General features: G+C 49.7%; 14 protein-coding genes. 3 read left to right on the top strand and 11 right to left on the bottom strand.

Features of this window, described 5'->3' with window-relative positions; translation table 11 throughout:
- A partial coding sequence (locus FDW94_RS23655; RefSeq protein WP_212734179.1) for a hypothetical protein occupies positions 1 to 233 on the top strand: 233 nt, incomplete at its 5' end.
- Positions 234 to 547: 314 nt separating this feature from the next.
- Here FDW94_RS23655 and repA read toward each other — a convergent pair.
- The 4 genes from repA to traD all read right to left on the bottom strand — a co-directional run bounded on the left by repA (position 548) and on the right by traD (position 10809).
- A complete protein-coding gene (gene repA, locus FDW94_RS23460; RefSeq protein ID WP_137378352.1) occupies positions 548 to 1405 on the bottom strand; it encodes an incFII family plasmid replication initiator RepA in 858 nt (285 codons plus the stop codon).
- Between the two features lie 593 nt (positions 1406 to 1998).
- Positions 1999 to 2784, bottom strand: coding sequence for a thioredoxin domain-containing protein (locus FDW94_RS23450; protein WP_137378350.1), 786 nt, complete (start codon positions 2782 to 2784; stop codon positions 1999 to 2001).
- Positions 2785 to 2818: 34 nt separating this feature from the next.
- Positions 2819 to 8236 carry a conjugative transfer relaxase/helicase TraI gene (gene traI / locus FDW94_RS23445; RefSeq protein WP_137378349.1) on the bottom strand — a complete coding sequence of 1806 codons (5418 nt, stop codon included), beginning with the start codon at positions 8234 to 8236 and terminating at the stop codon, positions 2819 to 2821.
- A complete protein-coding gene (gene traD, locus FDW94_RS23440) occupies positions 8233 to 10809 on the bottom strand; it encodes a type IV conjugative transfer system coupling protein TraD (RefSeq protein WP_137378348.1) in 2577 nt (858 codons plus the stop codon). Before traD ends, traI begins: the two co-directional genes overlap by 4 nt.
- Before the next feature lie 210 nt (positions 10810 to 11019).
- Here traD and FDW94_RS23435 point away from each other — a divergent pair, with 210 nt between their 5' ends.
- Positions 11020 to 11268, top strand: coding sequence for a type II toxin-antitoxin system CcdA family antitoxin (locus FDW94_RS23435; protein WP_049271083.1), 249 nt, complete (start codon positions 11020 to 11022; stop codon positions 11266 to 11268).
- Positions 11265 to 11576 (top strand): CcdB family protein, encoded by a 312-nt coding sequence (locus FDW94_RS23430; protein ID WP_137349569.1) that lies wholly within the window; start codon positions 11265 to 11267, stop codon positions 11574 to 11576. The genes FDW94_RS23435 and FDW94_RS23430 overlap by 4 nt, the downstream gene beginning before the upstream one ends.
- Before the next feature lie 6 nt (positions 11577 to 11582).
- On the opposite strand, the gene traT is transcribed toward FDW94_RS23430, so the two are convergent.
- The 7 genes from traT to FDW94_RS23395 all read right to left on the bottom strand — a co-directional run bounded on the left by traT (position 11583) and on the right by FDW94_RS23395 (position 19250).
- Positions 11583 to 12314 carry a conjugal transfer complement resistance protein TraT gene (gene traT / locus FDW94_RS23425; RefSeq protein ID WP_049271085.1) on the bottom strand — a complete coding sequence of 244 codons (732 nt, stop codon included), beginning with the start codon at positions 12312 to 12314 and terminating at the stop codon, positions 11583 to 11585.
- Positions 12315 to 12615: 301 nt separating this feature from the next.
- Positions 12616 to 13173 carry a hypothetical protein gene (locus FDW94_RS23420; protein WP_137378347.1) on the bottom strand — a complete coding sequence of 186 codons (558 nt, stop codon included), beginning with the start codon at positions 13171 to 13173 and terminating at the stop codon, positions 12616 to 12618.
- 2 nt (positions 13174 to 13175) lie between these two features.
- Positions 13176 to 16430 (bottom strand): conjugal transfer mating-pair stabilization protein TraG, encoded by a 3255-nt coding sequence (gene traG / locus FDW94_RS23415; RefSeq protein ID WP_137378346.1) that lies wholly within the window; start codon positions 16428 to 16430, stop codon positions 13176 to 13178.
- The gene (gene traH, locus FDW94_RS23410; RefSeq protein ID WP_103771754.1) at positions 16430 to 17794 is read right to left on the bottom strand and encodes a conjugal transfer pilus assembly protein TraH; all 1365 of its coding nucleotides are present in this window, start codon (positions 17792 to 17794) and stop codon (positions 16430 to 16432) included. Before traH ends, traG begins: the two co-directional genes overlap by 1 nt.
- Entirely contained in the window at positions 17791 to 17949 is a 159-nt protein-coding gene (locus FDW94_RS23590; RefSeq protein ID WP_170974263.1) for a hypothetical protein, read from the bottom strand. Before FDW94_RS23590 ends, traH begins: the two co-directional genes overlap by 4 nt.
- Before the next feature lie 17 nt (positions 17950 to 17966).
- Positions 17967 to 18566: an F-type conjugal transfer protein TrbB gene (gene trbB / locus FDW94_RS23405; RefSeq protein ID WP_137378345.1), complete on the bottom strand. Its 600-nt coding sequence runs from the start codon at positions 18564 to 18566 to the stop codon at positions 17967 to 17969.
- Between the two features lie 213 nt (positions 18567 to 18779).
- Positions 18780 to 19250: a hypothetical protein gene (locus tag FDW94_RS23395; protein WP_137378343.1), complete on the bottom strand. Its 471-nt coding sequence runs from the start codon at positions 19248 to 19250 to the stop codon at positions 18780 to 18782.
- Positions 19251 to 19259 lie beyond the last annotated feature (9 nt).

Here is a 19259-nt window from a genome sequence, read left to right as displayed (position 1 = left end):
CCGGGGCGGCGGCGCTTTTCAGTGGTGGGGAGGGGCTGGATGGTCGGGTGGGCACTGATTTTTGGCTAAATATTTTGGATGTTGTAACTATTATTTCTGGTTTTTGCCCGCCACGAAGAGGCGGGAGCTACCTCTGGTTTTTCCGAACCGGCGCGGACGTGAGTCCGCTGCAAGGTCGGTCATTCTCCGAGCCTGTCCACAGGGCAGGCGATGAACAGGTTATGTATTTATAAGAGTTAGAAATTATGTATTTAAAAGAAGTACAGAGCAGGTTTTTAAAGGAAACCACGCACATTGAAATTACAGCGGCTGGCGCTCTGTATGCATAACGGTTGTAGCCCAATGGAAATTTCCCTTGCAGTTATATGTTGATAACTAAATCTGACGACCGCAAACAGGGTCGACGGATGAAACCCGGGCCACTGCAGGTGAATTTCAGTGCATTTTTGAAGTTAAAACAGCGCGGATTAGGTAGATTAACAGGCAGGAGAGAGGTACAGACGTGAGAAATCCTCCGGCGTCAGCCGGATTTTTCGGTCAGGAAGAGCTATATGGGGACGGTGGCCAGCCGCGTGTAATTGTTGCCACGCGACATCAGCATGCGCTCTGTGACACGCCGCTCAAGTTCCCGTTTTATCGCATCGCCGCCTCCGGTAAAGCGACCACTGGCGAGTTCTCGCGTCAGTTGCTGCTTCACCAAAGTTTCAATGTCCTTGCGGGTTCTGTCGACATCACGTCGCGCACGGGCGCGCTTCAGTCCGTGCAGTTTACGTTCCGACTGATAGCTACGGAACCGCTCGCGTACAAAGCGCCAGGCCTTCGCTATCAGTTCATCCATCTGCAGCGGTTCCAGGCTCTGCTTTTTACGCAGCTTGTTTTCCCACTCAACGCGGCTGCGGCGCGCGGCCAGTACAGCCACGTCAGAAACATCGAGTGCGGAAAACAGCGCCGGCGTAAAGGAGATGTCAGTCGGAATATTACAGCCAATCTGCGGGTCATATTCTGTCTGGTACGTTATAAGCCCCAGCTCCGACATAAACTTCAGTGCCCGCGTGGCGCGCGTGATGGACAGATTGCTGCTTTTTGATTCTGTGGCCAGACCGCACTCGATGGCCATATTGGTAATGGAGCGCTGTACACGATTGGCCAACGGGTCATAGTGGAAGCACAATCCCTGCAGCAGCGCATCGATGGCACGGCGACGCAGTACCGGCGGCATACGATGCCGTTTACCCAGCGATCGCATGAACGCCACATGGATAGAAAAATCAAAACGGGATGTAAAGCCCTCGGCTTTCGCCATCAGCTTACGGCAGAACGGCAGTGTCTTTTTACCCTCTCGCGGAGTGAATTCCGGATTAGGATTTTTGACCTGTCTGTAAAAGGTAGGTTTTTTTTCAGTCACACCGACCTTTTCTTATGGCGGTCGGGTGTTGTTTTATATGGTGCATGCGTTATAATCCTTCACAGGCAACGCGCCTGCTTTTGGACCCCCTGATCTCTGACTGATTCCGCCAAGATTCGACAGATTTCGGGGGGTTTGTGCATTCAGGCTCCGGATATTCTCCGTCACCTGCTCCTGAGCGTTTTATGGATACGCTCCCATCCACGTTCCTGCTTCCGGAAGTCCGCATTTCTTCCGAAACAAAGTTTTGCGCCCATCTGCCTCACCACAAAGCAGCCAACAGAATTTGGATTGGGTGTAAAACTAAAATTATTCAACAGAATACCCCACCACAAGGCTTCTGTACGTCCAGGAAGTTTACCTTTTCACTCGTAAATTTTCCATACGAAAAGATCGAGGATCGTGACGAAAAGCAACTGGATCGCGTTCAGTTGAACTAGAAATAAGCTACTTCATGAGGTATGTCTGGATACGTTTCTCACAACATCAGGCATAGGGTACGCAAAGTTGCGGGATCTTTTAAAGGCAGGAACGAACCGGTACTGTCTGACAACGTTTTCTGGCGGGAAACTGTCGTCAGGTCGGGGCGTATGTTACCTGGATGCCTTATCGATGGCGGACAGCATTTTTTCTGCGGGAATAAAGCCCGGGAACACAGTGATTTTTTGAGGTGTCGCGTCGCTGACGGGCATAACAATAATGCCTGGGGTGCCTGTGAGTCCCAACTTTGCGGCCAGTTCATTGTTTCGGGAAAGCGCTGGGGTGAAATCCTCTGTCCCGGGGGCAGCCTTCCAGCCCGCCTGACGGGAAGCTTCTGAAATATCTTCTGCGCTTAGGTTTCCTTCATCATGGCCTGTTCTGTAAATGGCATTATGGTAAGTCATATACGCATCAGCCCCCTTTTGCTTCCAGACTGATAAGCCACGTTCAGCTGCTTTCCGGGAATTTTCCCAACGATCACCAAAGATTGGTAATTCTTTAAAGACATAGAGAACATCCGGACGCGCGAGCATGATTTTTTCCAGACCTGGAGCCAGCCTGCTGCAGAACACGCACTGGTAATCAAAAAATGTTATAACCGCCACTTTTGCACGCGCAGGTCCTGTAGCTGGCGTATCAGCGTCATTCAGCAGCAGTTTTTGATTGTCCATCACCCGAACGGCATAATTCAGTTCCACCCTTTGTCGCTGTTGTTCCTGAATTTTTTTACTGACGGTTATCAGAACGTCAGGATGTGCCACCAGGTAGTCTGCAGCAATCTCACCGATTCTCCTTTCCTGCTCCGGCGTGAATGGGGATTGTGGGGCTGCAGCCGGCGACGTAAAACTTACAAAACTGGATGTGGCAACGATTAGCAGAGATAAGATCGTTCTCTTCATAAATGGTTTCTCACTTTCAATGGCGGATTGGGGATTAGCGTTCTTTCTGAATGTTTCGGGTGAGTGACTGTTCTTCACGCTCCGGCATACGGCCCTGCTCAGGATTGTTTGTTTGCCGTGCGATATCCCGTTCATTACGAGCCAGTTCAGTCACCTGACGGGATACGCCGGAAATTTCAGTACCTCGTCCGGTATCAATTTCCTGCCCGGCCCGTAGTAATCTTGCCGCTTCAAGATCCTGCCTGTCCTCTGTTGAAGCTATTCTTCTGAGAGTGTTTTTATCGGGTTCAGAAATATCTTTCTGTCCGTCAGCATCATAAATCTCCGGTTTGATGTTCAGTTCTTCGGCAGGCTGGTGAATCATTTTCACCGACAACGGCTCTGCAGCTTCCCCTGATGTTTTACCGGCATTGACAGCCAGAGACTCTTCTGTGCGCTTACGGGCTTCATCCTGCTCACGAATAAGGCTGAAATCGACCGGGGCATTTTTATCGGCGTTTTGTTCGGTTTCAGGCAGAATGAACTCAGCAGATTGACGGCTGACACGTTGAACACTGATTTCTTCGAACTCCCGTCGTTCACCGCCACTCACTTTAATCAATTGTGCTGAAGGTGACTCCGGTCCAACCTGCCAGACCACACCATCCTCCGGACGGTTGCGGGCCGCATCGAGCGCCAACGACAGTTCGCTTACAACGACCGTATTCCCGGACTTGCTCCTTTGCAGCAGAGCTCCGCGACCGCGTTCACTCATCACCATGCGGATCTCGCCCTGTGTCAGTTTCCCTTCAGGACTGGCTACCAGAGAAACCAGTGCCAGCCCAGAGCTTTTGCCATTGTTGTCATAGACAGGCAGAGCGAGAGCTGGCTCCGGAAAACGTCGGGTTGCAGGGATAATTCTTGCGGTAAGGGATGACTCATACATATTCTGGTGTCGCATCCATGCCCGACCAATTGCAGTCTTACTGACTGGCTGTCCCATTGACCAGATGGCTTTTGCCTGTTTTCGCTGCGTTTCAGGTGCAAGCGCATCGTGGGCGGTTTTGATGTCACGTTCCGGGGATTTGACTGCTTTGATCCAGTCCTGCTTACCGTCGGTATAAATCTGGACGTGCTCTTTCACACGCGAAGCGGATATGTAAAAGGCCCGGCGGGTGGCCAGGGCCTTACGCCCTTCTTCTGTGCCTTCCAGAGAGATCACGTAATCGGTGCTGGTACCTTGTGCGCCATACCCGGTTACAGCCCAGCCGTAGTCTATGTGCTGCTGTGCGCGAACATCTTTCGGGTTAATGGTTATGCGTCCTGCCTCGCCCTTAAGCCGGATATCACCTGTTTCACTGACGGACTCGACGGTATATCGCTTATTCGCTGTCTGGCCCAAATCACGATCGGTTGCCGTAAATTTCAGTAAATCACCAGCTCTGACTTCTATCTCCCGTCGGTGAAACAGCTGCACGTCACCGGTAATAAGCTCCCGGGGTGAATACAGGCCAATTCTGCCTTCTTCATCACGCACTGTTACGGTTCTGCCATTACGGTCAACGGCCAGTACATCCTGATAACGATCACCGCGTTTAACCACCATTCCCGCCTGCCAGGCCTGAGTCTGGTTGAACTCATGACGTGTATGCGTGATTTTTTCAAGCACAGGCACCCTGACCGCGTTCTCACCCAGCTCTCCACGCTCAGCCAGCGAGGCATGAATGCCTGCGTTTACCGCCCGACGGTCCGCGTTAAGCTGAGTAATGATAAGAGTGCGGGCACGTGCATCCTGTGTCCGGCCCGTCCAGTCTTCCACAATATCATCCACCGGCGATTCCGTTTCCAGAAAGGCGCTGGCAGGCACTATCGCATCGACATTACGCGACACGCGGTCATCGGGCTGGGCCTCAATTCGTTTCAGGGCTGCATCAATACGATTATCGATAATGTCATGAACCGCCCCTCGCAGCTGGACGTCTTTCTGACGAACTATCTGCTTCATGATGGCCACGTCCATCGGGCTGCGTTCCTGCATCAGCTTAAAGGGTGCACCAACATCGACAGATTCGAACTGGTCGATGTCCCCCATAGAAACAGCGCGGCCGCCCCCTGCCGCAATCGCCTGAAACAGCGCAGCAGTATCCTGGTTTCCTGCCATTGAGGATTCATCAACAAGAAACACCTGCCCTTTATAATCAGGTTTCTCACCACCTGCTGTAGCCTGCTCATGCTCCACAATAAATGATTTAATTGTCTGTGCCTGGACACCTACATCACTCATCTCCTTCACTGCCTGGTGTGTCGGTGCCAGCCCTGTCAGTACCGGACGTACGCCTGCTGACAGAGTATCCAGTGCAGCAATAACTGCCTTAATTTGTGTTGTTTTCCCTACACCGGCATACCCCTGAATCCCTATAAACTGATCAGTACTGCCAAGCACCAGTGTGGTGGATTTTCTCTGACCGTCAGTTAGTCCGTTCATGACTCTTTCAGGGACATGGTCGAGTAACGGTAACTGCGTGTTTTTCCCCTGTTCCACGACACGCAGGATTGCCTTTTCCATCTCCCAGGTTGAACGGGCTACCAGCCTGGGTTCTCCGCTGAGTGAAACCTGCAACAGCTCACCGGTTTTAAGCATTGAGCCAATTTCAAGCCCGATTGCATCCAGGTCAGGATGATATTTCACAGCATCTTTAGCCAGATCCAGCGGGCTGAACGCCACCGTTCTCTGGTCGTTGACCGCGCGCCAGACAGCAAGCCCAGCCTCAGTACGTACGCTGTCTTGCAGGGTTTCAACCGCGCTACTGACATTATCCTGCCCACTGAGTGTGCGAACCAACTGCACGGGCGACACATTCGTTTTCATCCTTTGCAGTCGTGCCTCTGCCCTGTCCTGCACCTCTGCAGTGAAAATCTCCGCGCGATGGCCACTTTGCGCGAGTGAATTCATGGTCTGAGTTGATATATCCCGGCTGTTCAGTGCGGCCAGCACCACACCGGTATCGTTATCCCTTCCTCCAGGGGCGCTCACATAAGCATGCGTCACATACAATGGCTGATTTTTAGGTAGCGTCAGCACATCCTCACCACGCCTGACCTCAATTCCCTTCTCGCTGATCCCTGTTACTTCGAGGCGGTCTTTAGCTTTCAGGTGGTGCTCACGATCTCCGGCTACAGCCAGAAGTCTTTCTCCGGAAGAAACATTCAGTGTTTCACGGTTAAAAAGACGCCAGTCTGCTGTGACATCACTTAATTTCATCCGGGTAAGCACCCCATCCCCGTCAATGAGTGAAAGTACTCGGGTATCCTCATGCACCCGATCAATCACGTAAGACTGACGGTTTCTGGAATCACTACGATCCTCAAGTACCATGCCAGGGCGATAAGAACCAGGCATCCGGCGAGTTCGCTTATCGAGCCAGACGGGTTGTCTGGCTTCGATGTCCACACCATCACGGGCCAGTTGCCCGGCATTTTGCAGCGCATTACGGATTAACCCCGTCAGGTGTGTCTGTTCACGCTTTCCGACCACTACGGCGGTGACGTTTTCGTTTCCTCCATTCAGATCGGCAAAACGGGTAGCCAGCGATTCATATCGATCACGTTTGTCCGGAATACTGACCACCGTTGCTTCCAGCCCGGGAGCAGGTTCTGTCCGACGGGAGCGGCTTATTCCAGCGGACTCCAGTACCGACATGGCATTACCGTTTGCCTGACGACCGGCGCTGTCAAGGAAGACCAGTTGAGCATCCTGAGCGCGGGCTTCACCCAGAAGAACCAGCGTTTCCTTAAGTCCCAGACGTTCAGCTCCTTCAACAATCAGCGTGCTCTGGGATTTGAGGTGAAAATCGCCGCTCAGGATATGCTGGCGACTGATAATACGGTCACGCAGTACGTCTGATTTCTCCAGTGATATGGCACGTTCAGCGGAACTGGCCAGGACCTGAACATCCCGACCAAGTGATGTAGAGATACCGGTAAGCTGAGTGGCAAGGTCACGGATGCCCGCGACACCTGACGGCGCATTCATCAGTACCAGAGAGTCCTGTTCCACAACGGCCAGTGCCGGGGGCGCATACAGCTCCGGTCGGGAAAAACTGACCACGCTTGTCGATTTAATATGCTCCTGGCTCAGAGCCTGAATAGACAATTCATCCAGCAAGTGGATCCTTGACGTGAATACCCCTTTCTCGCTGTCCAGGGGCACAATCATGCCGTCTTTTAGTGACGCATCAATGGCGGCGCGAATGTCTTTAATTTCAGGTAGTTTTTCACTCAGCTCGGCCGTTGTCAGCATCAGCTCACCAAAGGTGAAACGTGTTTTGCTGTCACTCAGTTGTGAGATAGCCTGACGGACAGCATCTGTCACTTCCGGGGCAGGGAGTGACTCACCGAGGCGGCTGTCCAAAGTGCGATACGCCCTGCTGTCACGCGGTTGTGAAGCCGTTTTCTCCCCCTCTTTATCGGGTACCCGTTCCGGCGTTTTTGATGTGGGAAAACCCGGCTTTACAGCTGTGTTGCTGAGCGAGTTCTCTGCTTCCGATACCTTTTCCTGGACAGGGTGTTCGTGTGATTGAACGCTTTCCTGATAGGCCCTGAGATCAAATCCCTTCTCTTTCATCTGCTCCTGCCAGCGCTCCATAAGACGCAGCCTCGAGGGATCAACTTTGGCACGACGGGTATCTTTTGCAGCCACATCTCGGCTGCGCAACGTGGCCTCTGCGCCGATTGCCCCCTGAATTTCCCGTCCGCGTGAGGAAAACTCCTCCCGGACTTCTTCCGGGACGCCTTTTATTTCCCACATGCCATGTTTACCGACTTCCTCTACCTCATGGCCCAACGCCTCCACACGACTTCGCAAAGCACTCCGGTAAATTTTCCCGAGCGTCACCTGCATTTTCATAACCGTCTCAATAAAACCGGCATTATGGATATAGTCGGTGGCCAGTGCTTTCCACTTTCCATCCTGTTCTGTCATGTTGGCGACAAGAAGGTGTGTGTGCAGCTGAGGGTCAAGATTTCTCGAGGTATCATGAGTGAATGCTGCGGCTACCATTTTGCCGGTGTGAACGATGGAGGTGACACCATCTTTCGTATCACGGGCAGAAATCAGTTTCTCAACATAACCCGCCGCAATACGAACAGCATGGTTATGGGCTTCCAGCATCTCCTTATCCCCTCCAATAAGGGCCAGTATTGAGACACTTTTGGGTGCGGAAAAGGTCAGGTCATGCCCGGGTCTGTGAACATGATTACCATTAATTTCTTTACCCAGGCGGGAACCATCGGGTAAGCGGCCTTCCAGTACAGCGGTCAGGTCATCTCCCCTGACCTGACCATCGAGGCCCAGCGCGTCAGCGCCTTCCCCCATCCAGAGACTCTGCAGGTTACCGAGGAAATAATAGTTGTCGGAATGACTGTAATAGCCGGCAGCGTCGGCTGCCGAGCCAATAGGGGCGACTGACATCATAATTCAGGTTCTCTGTCGTCATAATGTTGATCGTTTTCGCCGTAACCCAAGTCGTCAGGATGGCGGTGCAGTAAAATGTTTTCTTCGTCATGAGCGAGGTGTTTATTCGCCTGATGTGATTCCTGACTGACGTCTGCCTGGGCTTTTTTTCCTGATGTCGTGACCGTCACTCCCCCCTCACTATTCGGGGTGATACGAGCCTCCAGGTTCATCGTTTCCCCTGCAGCGTCTTCTTCACCTTGCGGATCGTTGCCAGATGCTGTTGGTCTCTGGCGAGCTTTTTGCAACATATCCAGGGCTGAGGTGACTGGCTTTTCTGTACCAGACGTACGGTGACGGAGACTACGCAATGCCGCTGGCAGAGTACTGTCCTGAACAACAGAATCAGGCACGACAGGAATGGCAGGCTCTACAGAGCCGGGGGCGTCATTTGCTGAAACGGAAGGTACCGGTGTTTCCTGTGGTGTTTTCCGGGTGAAAGACAGAGGAAACACATTATTTGTCTCCACGCCGGAGGAAATCTGCCCGTCACGGGATTTTTTATCGGGTCCCACTGGTGGAGAAACAATGCGTTCCGGCTGCGGCACTGGTTTTGTGGTCCGGGCAGATACAGGAGCAACGTCTGCCGGTAGAGTTTCTTTTTCTGTTGTCACAACGTTTGCAGGATGGGAAGTAATGACTGTATCGCCTGTAGAAGCAGATGCATTACCACTCGCCATTTCCAATATTTCATCACCGGTAGGGAAGGACAAACCGGCGACTGAGGTTGCCCGCTCATTTTTTTGAATCACCCTTTCCAGTTCGGGACTCAGTGCATCGCGAATGTTCCTTTCAATCAGTCCGGGATGGTGTTTCTTCTGTTTACGGTATTTGAGTTTCAGACGGACAACCGGATATTCGCCCGGCATACGAACGTAGAAACTCAGGTTAGGCAGACGCATAATCTGGTCGTAATCGACAATCGGGTCGTTAACCTCATCCTTACCCAGCGACACACCATCACGGACTTGATCCAGACCGTAGCTGTTCTGCTCACGAATTTTTCGTTTGCGCTGATGCCCCAACTCGTCTTCCACTACTTTGGCCATCTCCGCGCTTGGTGAACGGCCATACATGCGGGTGTTCATCAGGTCGAATATGCTTTTGGCCAGCTCACGGCCATAGACGTGGATCATTTGCGCCATGTTCTGCATTCCCAGGACAAAACAGCCGCCGAATTTGCGCGCTTCAGCCATCGTTTCTGCCAACTCCGGAATACGCTGAAGGCTGGGAATTTCGTCACAGATAAACCACACCCGGCGGTCGCTGTTCTCCCCCATACTCTGTAAAGACAAGGTGGCCAGTGATAACCAGAGAGATATCAGAGGCCGGACACTTTTTCGGTGTCGAGCCTGTGTGGATATAAAGAGCCAGCTGTTGTCATACCGGGGCTGTATCATCCATTCCCGGATGGTAAAAGGCGGTTTGGTACCGTCATCCAGTCCCTGCAGGTAACGCAGCGATTTGGCATAGTTGGTGACCACTGAGCGGATCGATATGGCAGTCTTTTCAATTTTTTCTTCAACCAGGTTGGCCGATGGAGTGTTGGCCAGATATTCACGCAGGCTTTTCATGCTGAGGGATAACAATGTCTTGAGAAATTTCTCAATGCTGCGTTCTGGATCCGCAGACATCCTTATAGCGAGGTCGGCATAAATAGTCCGGGAACTGGATACCCAGAAGGGATCGGATTCTCCCTCAACGGGAATAAGGCTTGCTGCAAGGTTGTCATAATCCACAGCATCAACACACTCGCCCCACATATCCCAATTGGCGCAACGTTCATCATGAGCGTTAAGAATGAAATCCTTGCGGGGGTTATAGTGAGTTTCGGTAAATGTGCAGCCAGAATCATAGATAATGGCCCGATCACCACGTTTGCGTATAAACTCCAGCAGCCAGCGGATAAGTGTCGACTTACCTACACCAATCGTGCCGTGGATCAGGAAATTCATTACTTCGGCCATCCTGACCATGTGCAGTTCACCCACACGTAAGTCGGACAGTTCCCGGTTCTTACGCAGCAGCCGGTTCACCTCGGCCGGGTTTTCCGTCAGCTGCATACCAGATATATACTGGTCTTCACTCTCTTTGCGGCCAATGTCGGCTATGTACCAGGCGATGCCGACAAATACACATATGCTGAATACCCCACTGACCAGCACGGCCCACTGCAGTTCATTAAAAAACTGCTCTCCCATAGCCATCATGTAAGGGTCTGTGTGTATCTGTGGCAGGGTCATTTTCAGGACCATCTGCGTCTGAGTGGCGGCATACCAGTAATGGATGTCATAGAGTTTTGGCGTGCCCGGCGGCATCAGGTCGATGAAGCTGCTGTTAATGCTGGCAAACCACCACAGTGAGCCGTTATCCAGGACTTCCTGTGGTATACGCAAGAAAAAGATGATGGCAACCAGCACCGCAAACAGGATGAATATCCAGAATCCAATCCAGTTGTTGACCTGAAAGAACATGCGCCAGCGATAGGCAGTCATCTGCCCACCCTGAGTGAGATTTTTACCTGCAAAGCTCATAGAATTTACCCGGCAGTACTCGTATTGCCTGATCGGCACCGAGACAAAATGGTTGGTTAATAAGAAATTCCAGCGCTCGCCGCAGGCATGGCTGCGCCTGTGCAGTCATGCGAGGAAGCGAAATTTCACAGGAATAACGATGGGCACTTACGCTGCGAAGCTAAAGTGCGCTATATTTATGCGCATACATGATGCGCAGAGGATTTAACAATGAATACGACTATGCGGTCGCGCAAAAGAAGCACCAATATTTCGCTGGATGCCGCCCTGGTGGACGAAGCGAAGATGTTGAATATCAACCTTTCAGCTGCTCTCAACTCTGCCCTTGAGGACGTGGTACGTGCTGAACGTCAGGCCAGGTGGCGACAGGAGAATAAAGCGGCTATTGATGCCATGAACAAGTTCACAGCCGAACACATTATTCCAGGTAGCAGCGCAGCACTGAGAGTCTTTAAATGAATCAGGGAACAGTATTCAGAAGGCTGGATAATCCGGAATATCCGTATTTCGTCATAGCTCAGACCGACCAGCTAATCGATCTCAATACACGCGTCATCATTCCTTTTGTCAGATGGCGTCCGTCATTACCCGGAATGAGCAAGATCAATCCGGTCGTTAACATCGATGGTGAACGATACATTCTGATGACGCAGCTGATTCAGACCGTCTATCTTCATGAGCTTGATGAGGAGGATATTCACAGTTACCGCCCTGAGATGAGAGATCTCATCGTCAGTGCGGTAGATTTCCTGACAACGGGAAGTTGAAAGGAGTTACATAATACCGGCAATAGATTTGGCCAGTTGTGCTTCAAGTACTGGCTTCGCCTCTTCGAACTTGAGGTTTACCTTGTTGGCATTTGAGACCACGCGGGTTTGATATTTTGCCCTGTTACCTTGTTCAGTGCTCGTTTGCACCTTAACTCCAGAGGTTCCTTGCTTCAGAGCGGCAACATTATCCGTTGTGACAGTGGCTTTACTGCGTTCAGAGATTTGTAGATCGGTCACCATCGTGTAATTAATATCTTCAACCATCGCATCAGCGGCCATACCGATTAGGCCGCTGGCCAGACCAACTCCAAGTGTGGCACCTGCGGAACTTGAGTTATACGCAGTGATGCCAGCTCCAAGAGCTGCACCCATCGCAGCTCCTTCGTAGCCCGTTTTCAGGAAGCCCTGAGATTCACGCAGGTCCATTTTCTCTGCCTTCAGGACGTTGGCCTGAATCCAGTAGTAGGCCGTATCCGGAGAACTGGAAACACGGTAACCTTTTGCAGCCAGTTCACTGGTAATTTTCGCCTGCAGGCCTGACATGTCTTTGTCGGACGTATTGCGAATCTGGAGATAAACAGTTTTCTCTGAGGATGGCTCCAGCCAGATTGTTTCACTCATCTGAGTCTTCACGTCAAGATTGCGCTTTTTCACAGCAGTGGACATGGCGCCACAGCCAGAAAGCACTAGGGTAGAGGCAACTAAAGTTACAACTGCATATTGTTTTAATTTCATGGTTCATCCTGTTTATTTTTGCCAGCGCACTACTTATCCTGAAATTCAGTCTAAAATTCATTGATATAGCGCATTACTTCAAGAAGTATCTCAATAGGGAATCAATAAGCAACATTCAAGCCTCAATATATAAGGATTGCTTACAAGTTTAATTACTAATAACCACTGATGAAATAATGAAAAGTCCATTTAAAACCTTAAACAACCCCACTAATTCAAGCAGTTAAACACTTATTAATATAAATTAAGATAAAAACCCGCATTCTTTTAAAAGAATACAGGCTTATATTTGAAATCATACTTAATTAAGATTGTTTTTGATTTTTTTTAACAATGGTGCAACCCCATATTTTGTCACTTTTAAATTAACAGTGATTGAAGTAACAAAAATTGCCACAATCATCAGAATTGGTGTTGATAATAAATAAATGGGATTGTAGAAAGACATCAAGCATGTCACCACTAATGCACAGATGTACAACACACTGCCCTTAAACAAAGCACTTTTAAAATGAATTATCAGCGGGGTTTTGCTCCTGATATCTTGAGGTATCAAATTGTAAAGACCAATGTAAGGAAGCAACAACATGTACTGGAAAAGACCTGCTACTATAGACATATAAACTGGTATAGCTCCACCTGAGAAAAAATACTCTATAAACAGGCTGACACTTAAATTTCTGTGGTTAAGGTTGGCACATACTATACCAAATGTTAATGCAGAGAGAAGACTACCAATCGCAGGCAAAATTAATGCAGATCTCATTGTCTTAACCGCTGATGGCACAGGTCGATTATTGTCAGAAACACCATCTAAAATAGCTTTAATATCACGATTAACGTCGTTGAATGTCAGCATGTTTACCTCACTCTCTTTCTCAATTCTTCAATGTTTTGCTTATGTTTCTCAATCTCATCACTGTGGAGAATAGGCAATGCAGTTTGTCTTAAATCTTCTGCGCGCTTACCTTCTAAAAATTGAGATTTAATATTTTCGCTTTCGCCTTTAAGAATATCACTGGATGCCTGAACAGTGGATTGTTTTTTATCAATTTCTCCAGCAGAATTGTTGATATTATTCTGAATATCAGATCTTTGTTCTGCAGCCCTACGCTTTAATTCGTTTTGAGACTCAAAAACCTGTCCTCTTTGTTCGTGCAGCTTTTCCTGATTTTCCTTAAAAGAATCTGACATATCATTGCCGATGATACGCCCGCCCGCGGCAGTTCTGTCAGCGGTGATGTTTATCGCCTTGGTTTCAGAGGCATAATCTCTGCTACCTACTGAATGGTTTTCACCGCGATGGGTTTTAACTACTGGGGCTGAACGATATTCTTCACCACCATATTGATTTCTAGTATGGTCGCTATGATTCTCTGCAGTTCTCATTGTCTGTCCATCGCTGTAACTATGTCCCGAATCTGCTAAGGACGATTCGGTTGCTCGGGCAGAAGTATCTTGCCTTACTGGCATGTTCTGATCGCCATATAAATGTGAGTCGCCAGAAGATGTACTGGTTACCCCTTCTGAACTTCCAGACGAACTGTAATGCATTCCCCCTTGTGTATCTGAATTTCCCATCATTTGCTGATTACTTTGAGCAGGATGCACAATATGTTTACCACTGAATGGTTCATGTTCTGAACCGGTTACAAGGTCTGAACGGCCCTGCTGATAATCTCCGGTAATTTCAGGTTTCAGACGTTCATTCACAAATTCCATTGCCGCTTCGCGTGCACTTGGAGCAGTTGTCAGCATGCTCTGAGCCTTGTCACCATACTTATTAGCGGCCCAATCCACAAATTCTTGGGTGTAGTTGGTATCCAGACTAGCACTCTGGTTCTGTGCAATAGTGGCCATACGGCTGAATTCATTGCTTTGCGTCGAACTGGTGGTGTACTGATGATATTTGCTTTCCGCATCATTAAGCGTGGCTGCAAATTGCTGAACGTCGCTAGTTCCTGCATTCTCTGTATGATTTGATCCATCACTCACTCGACTGCTGGTAACCATATCCATCCCTTGACGGAAATCATTTACAGCCTGACTGTTCTTGTCATGCCGCATATCCTGTGTACTGGCGTTAGTCTCCTGAGTACCATGAGAACTTCCACTACTTCCCTTAGCCTCAACTCCTCCATATCCCTCAACCGATACTCCTGTTGCCCATTTGCCAATTTTGCCAAATGCCTGGTCACCAGTATTAAATTTACCCTTCACGCCAGCATTAACACTACCTTCAACTGATTTTGACATAAGCTCATTATATGCTTCCTGTGTGGAAATATTGTTTGCTTTGGCGTAGCTCTCCGCTGCGGACATCATCATACTTGCGCCACGTGTGGCATTTGTTGCCTGGCTGTTTTCACTGCCTGAACTCAGGCTGTCACTGGTACCACTCTGGCGAGATAACTGCGCCAGTTGGGACCAGCCACTGGTCACGCTATGGTTATAACCATCCAGTGCAGTTTGCGCCTGTACCTGCGACTGACGCGCCGACTCCTGGAATCCACTGCTGGCCAGTTGGCTGAGTTTCATATTCACAGGGAGATTAGACATAGCACCAGAGCCATCAATAACGGTATGGCCACCGGCAGTCATTGTCTGTGTAGAACCATTATCTGCCTGCCATGTCTGTTGACCCTGACGCTGTACCAGATTTGTATCCATTTTGTTCTGGTTGACGTTATCCATCGACATATTGTTAAACGACCAGTTTCCATCAGCTGTTGTAGAAGATACACCGGCAGACGTGAAGGCCGCAGAACTGAGCATACCGCCGGCGACCTGCGATCCAATTGCCGCAGCACCCCGGGTCAGGTAGAACGAGAGTACCGGAATTGAAAGCGAAAGGTATCCTGCCAAGTTCGCCACATCCGAATGCTGTAACGCCACAATATCTTTGTTGGAGAGCACAAGAGCCGTCCCTCCAGTTTTCGACTGCAGCCAGTAATTTGAGGCGTAGTTCAGAATGGCAAACATGATTGGCCAAAGCTGAAAATAGATAAAACCACTCACGTAAATCTTCAGCGTATTAAGTCCGAAAACGCTGTGGTTTGTGGCCGCCAGAGCAATCATCAACGGGAACAGGCACACCAGGATCAACATCAACAATGATTGTGCAAATGGCAGCGTGCGTGTTGCCAGTTCGTTCCCTGATGCCCAACTGAGACGTTGTTTAGTGGCCGCATTTTCTGTTGCCAGATTCAGCAGGTTTGCGGTGTCTGATGAGCGAGCTGCAAATCCTTTAATTCCCTGACGTACCGCACTGTTGGTGATATTGTTCTTCATAATCTGCGCGGCGGTCATCCCCCCTGCATAAAAGAAGCCGTAACTGTCCCCCATCGCACTGGACAGCAACGTTGCACCATTAAGCTTATTGCCGAATATCTTTTTCGTCAGCCAGGTAAAAGTTGCACTACCAGGATTCGCTTCAACATTTGCCAGCGTTTTGATTTCGCCAGCAGCCTGTTGGCAGGTTATAAACTGTCTCGTTGTGGAGGATGTTTTAAATATTCCACGCAACGGACTTGGGTTACTGGTAATAAGCGCGAGTGGGTCTGATGAATTCAGCAGCTGGTTTACGGTATATTTTCCGTTCAGCAAAATGTCACCAATGACGCAGTTTTCCACATAATCCGGCAGCATCTGTGCCAGCTCCGGGTTCTGTGTCGTGAAGTCACTCGTTTCGGCCACTATCTGTGAACCAAAAAGCATCCCCGTCTTGCTGTAGGTTACCGAGTCCGGGCGGGCCATCAGAGAATCATATAACGTAGTCATCTTATAACCGACACTTGTCGTCAGAGATGCAATACCAGCCAGTCCAACCGGAACATTATCGGTTTTCCAGACAGCTGCAGGATCAGATATATCGATCACCTGAACGGAACGCTTCGGAACTAACAAAATTGTGGTAATAATCATGAAAACAGCCAGCCACTGTACAAACACCATAGGGTTACGTTGTTTGATAAACATGATCAGCGCAGCCAGTACCCCGAAGGTTCCTGCCATGCGCAACAGCGTACTGAATGTACTGGCACCTATGAGGGTAACAACGGCGTCCAGCGCCGTTTTCCACATTCCCCCGCCGTAAATGGTGTAAATCTCAAGCATCAGCGATCACCCCAATGGTAGTTGCTCTGGTATGAGCCGGAAACAATGGTGGACACCTGCTGTTGCAGGTATTGCATATTACGGTCGATACCATCCAGCGCATTCTGATCTGCCGCTGACTGCAGTTTCATGTCAGCCAGCAGGCCCTGCGCGTGAATAACGTTGTCACGCAGCTTCGCAGCGGCTTCTTCCGGAAAATTTTTACCCGCCAGGGACATACTGGCCTGTTTAACCAACTCCTGGAGATACTGAATCATCAGATCCTGAGCGATAAAATCCGACACCTGCAGCAGATAGGTCGCACTCATTCCCATGCTCTGAGCGTTGGTCAGATATTTCAGCACCGGAACCGACGTGGTGTTCACAAACCCTTTTTCCTGATCGGTCAACGGTCTGTCATCCACCAGTTTGTTCTGCATGGAGATCATCAGGTTTTTAACCAGGGTAACAAGGGCGCTTGATTCGGAGATACTGAGGTTGGTGACGACCGGATTCAGACAGAGTGAGGCTTCATCACATCCGTAGACTTTTGCTGTACCGCCACGCATCAACACCTTAATGAGGTCGCGGTTATCAACCAGCGGTGTCAGGATAGTGACATCACCATTCCTGTTGAAAATAATTGAGCCGACGGTACTCATTACCAGCTCTTTCAGGGCGCGGTCACCACTTAGTAATCCATTTTTGCTAAGTGAATCCCAGATGAGGTTCTTGTTTTTCAGAACCTGATCTTTCTGCTTATCGCCAGCCCGGGAAGTCACACTGTCGCTCTGCCCGCCGACCGTACAGCCCTGACGAGATGCGGCCCAGTCTGCAAACAAATTGGTTTCGCCGGCAATATCCTGACAAATCTTTTGTTGTGATACCTGCGTCACTGGCCATAACCCACCGATGATGCCCTGAGCAGCCTGACACGAGCTCATGTTCATCGAGTTCACATCGCTGGCCAGTTTTTGCAGGAAGTCCTTAGCCTGCTTCAGCTCGGGGACCATCGTCTGGAGGGCAAGATCAAAAGCATATCCCAACGCATTACTCATTATCTGTTTAACGAAGCGCTGAATTTCTTCGCCGCTGATCATACTGAATGAGCCGAGATACGCATCGATGCCACCGCAGCCGGCATTGAGAGAAGGCAACTGCATCGAAATAAGTTGTACGTTTTTGACTGGATTTCGCAGGTACACCGAACCGCCAGAGAAGTAACCCGCCGCCTGTCCCTGCCAGGCCTGAGCCTGTGAGACGTTTCCGCTGTATCCCAGACTGCCAAAAAACCCGTTCAGGTCACCATTAACATCAGCCCGGGCAGGAGATACTGATAAACCTGTAATAAAAATACCTGCGGCCACTGCCAGTGATTTAATCATAACGGTTTCCCCTGTAAGTCGGCTTTTGAAGAGAAATCCGCAATGCGTAGTGTCCGGCAGTACAAGCCATAAATTGTCGCGGATACCAGCAACGTAATGCTGAACAAAAGCCAGACGCGTTCGGTACGCGGCAGTGCATACGAATAAGTGATCATGTTGTAGTCCGGTTGTATTACTGAGGTGTGAGCTGCGAACTTGCTGGCATGGGCGGCAGCGTTTTCGGGTCAACGTTATCCAGATCGGCCTGAATAAGACTGGCCATACGGCTTTCAAGAACAGGAATGTCCATCACACCCTGGGTTAGCGGATAAGCCTTGAGCGTGTTTACGTTCACCATGAAGGCCGTCGGCGTGGCAATAGGCAAACCATTACCAAAGAAAGTGATTATTTCATCTGCTATTGGGGAAGCCTGATCCGTTTTGCGCGGTATCATTGGTGAAGGGTATGAAGGGTCACCGCCGCCATCGAGCGTATACGGATATACTTTGATATCGTGCTGATCGGCCCAATCCTTAAGTTGTGGATCAAATTTCGCGCTGTACTGGCAGTGTGCCTGCATAAACAATACAACTGCATAATCCTTCATGTTCACCTGGCGACCGTCTGGTAATGCCATCAGGCTGGGTTGTTTTACTGAAGATTGTTGTATTGAGGGCATCACCTCTTGGGGCTTCCTTTTAGCTGCATCCAGAGCCGCAAGTTCATCCCTCACGCCAGCACTGACCATCAGGGGAAACAACATAAAAAGACTGGCGACAATTTTACTTTTCATACTATGCCCCCTTTCTGGACAGGCTGCGTGCTTCAGCCTGCCATTCATGCACGCTGGCTATAACCATGAGCAACACTGCCAGTGTCCACATCAGATAACAGCTCCAAATCAACAAGCTTTGAGTGAACGTTACCGGATATGAAACCCTATAATTCATACACTTAGCCACCACCCCCCACCAGAGAAGATGAATTAGCCTCACAAAACATGAATTCATGATTTCATTCTCCTGATAAAGAAACGGGCTGGGATACGTGCGCCATTGAACAACCACGAAACAATTAATCCCATAACCACAGAAAGCAGATACAGCTGTCGGATAGTACTGTCAGTTTCCCTCTGCCATTCAGAGGCGGCTTTCATCCCTGTGATACATTTTGCTAAATACCTGGGGGACCCCGGATGGGAAACGGGATCATCAGCAGATAAAGATGGAATAGACTTCTCATCAGATAAGTCATCAGGTGACATCTTCGGTATGTCACACACTGAACTAATTACCATCCCATCCGGAGCACCGTCGATAAGAGACCTGGCTGTTGACAGGAAACTACCAGCTATCGAATTGTTAAATGTCAGCGTAATGAAAAGTACAAACATCATCAGAGAGGGCGCCGTCACCAGAGAAAAAAATGCGACACGCGACAACGTACGCACAGCACGTGCATATTCAAATTTATTCACGGAATAATC

The sequence above is a fragment of the Citrobacter sp. wls757 genome (genome assembly GCF_005280935.1).
GTDB lineage: Bacteria > Pseudomonadota > Gammaproteobacteria > Enterobacterales > Enterobacteriaceae > Citrobacter > Citrobacter portucalensis.
This window is presented reverse-complemented; position numbering and strand designations above follow the sequence as displayed.

What these genes read in the sequence shown, in the direction of transcription:
- FDW94_RS23590 (WP_170974263.1), bottom strand. Translation starts at nt 17,949, where the DNA reads ATGATCACTTATTCGTATGCACTGCCGCGTACCGAACGCGTCTGGCTT.
- FDW94_RS23450 (WP_137378350.1), bottom strand. Translation starts at nt 2,784, where the DNA reads ATGAAGAGAACGATCTTATCTCTGCTAATCGTTGCCACATCCAGTTTT.
- trbB (WP_137378345.1), bottom strand. Translation starts at nt 18,566, where the DNA reads ATGAAAAGTAAAATTGTCGCCAGTCTTTTTATGTTGTTTCCCCTGATG.
- traT (WP_049271085.1), bottom strand. Translation starts at nt 12,314, where the DNA reads ATGAAATTAAAACAATATGCAGTTGTAACTTTAGTTGCCTCTACCCTA.
- traH (WP_103771754.1), bottom strand. Translation starts at nt 17,794, where the DNA reads ATGATTAAATCACTGGCAGTGGCCGCAGGTATTTTTATTACAGGTTTA.
- FDW94_RS23420 (WP_137378347.1), bottom strand. Translation starts at nt 13,173, where the DNA reads ATGCTGACATTCAACGACGTTAATCGTGATATTAAAGCTATTTTAGAT.
- traD (WP_137378348.1), bottom strand. Translation starts at nt 10,809, where the DNA reads ATGAGCTTTGCAGGTAAAAATCTCACTCAGGGTGGGCAGATGACTGCC.
- FDW94_RS23435 (WP_049271083.1), top strand. Translation starts at nt 11,020, where the DNA reads ATGAATACGACTATGCGGTCGCGCAAAAGAAGCACCAATATTTCGCTG.
- FDW94_RS23430 (WP_137349569.1), top strand. Translation starts at nt 11,265, where the DNA reads ATGAATCAGGGAACAGTATTCAGAAGGCTGGATAATCCGGAATATCCG.
- traG (WP_137378346.1), bottom strand. Translation starts at nt 16,430, where the DNA reads ATGCTTGAGATTTACACCATTTACGGCGGGGGAATGTGGAAAACGGCG.
- traI (WP_137378349.1), bottom strand. Translation starts at nt 8,236, where the DNA reads ATGATGTCAGTCGCCCCTATTGGCTCGGCAGCCGACGCTGCCGGCTAT.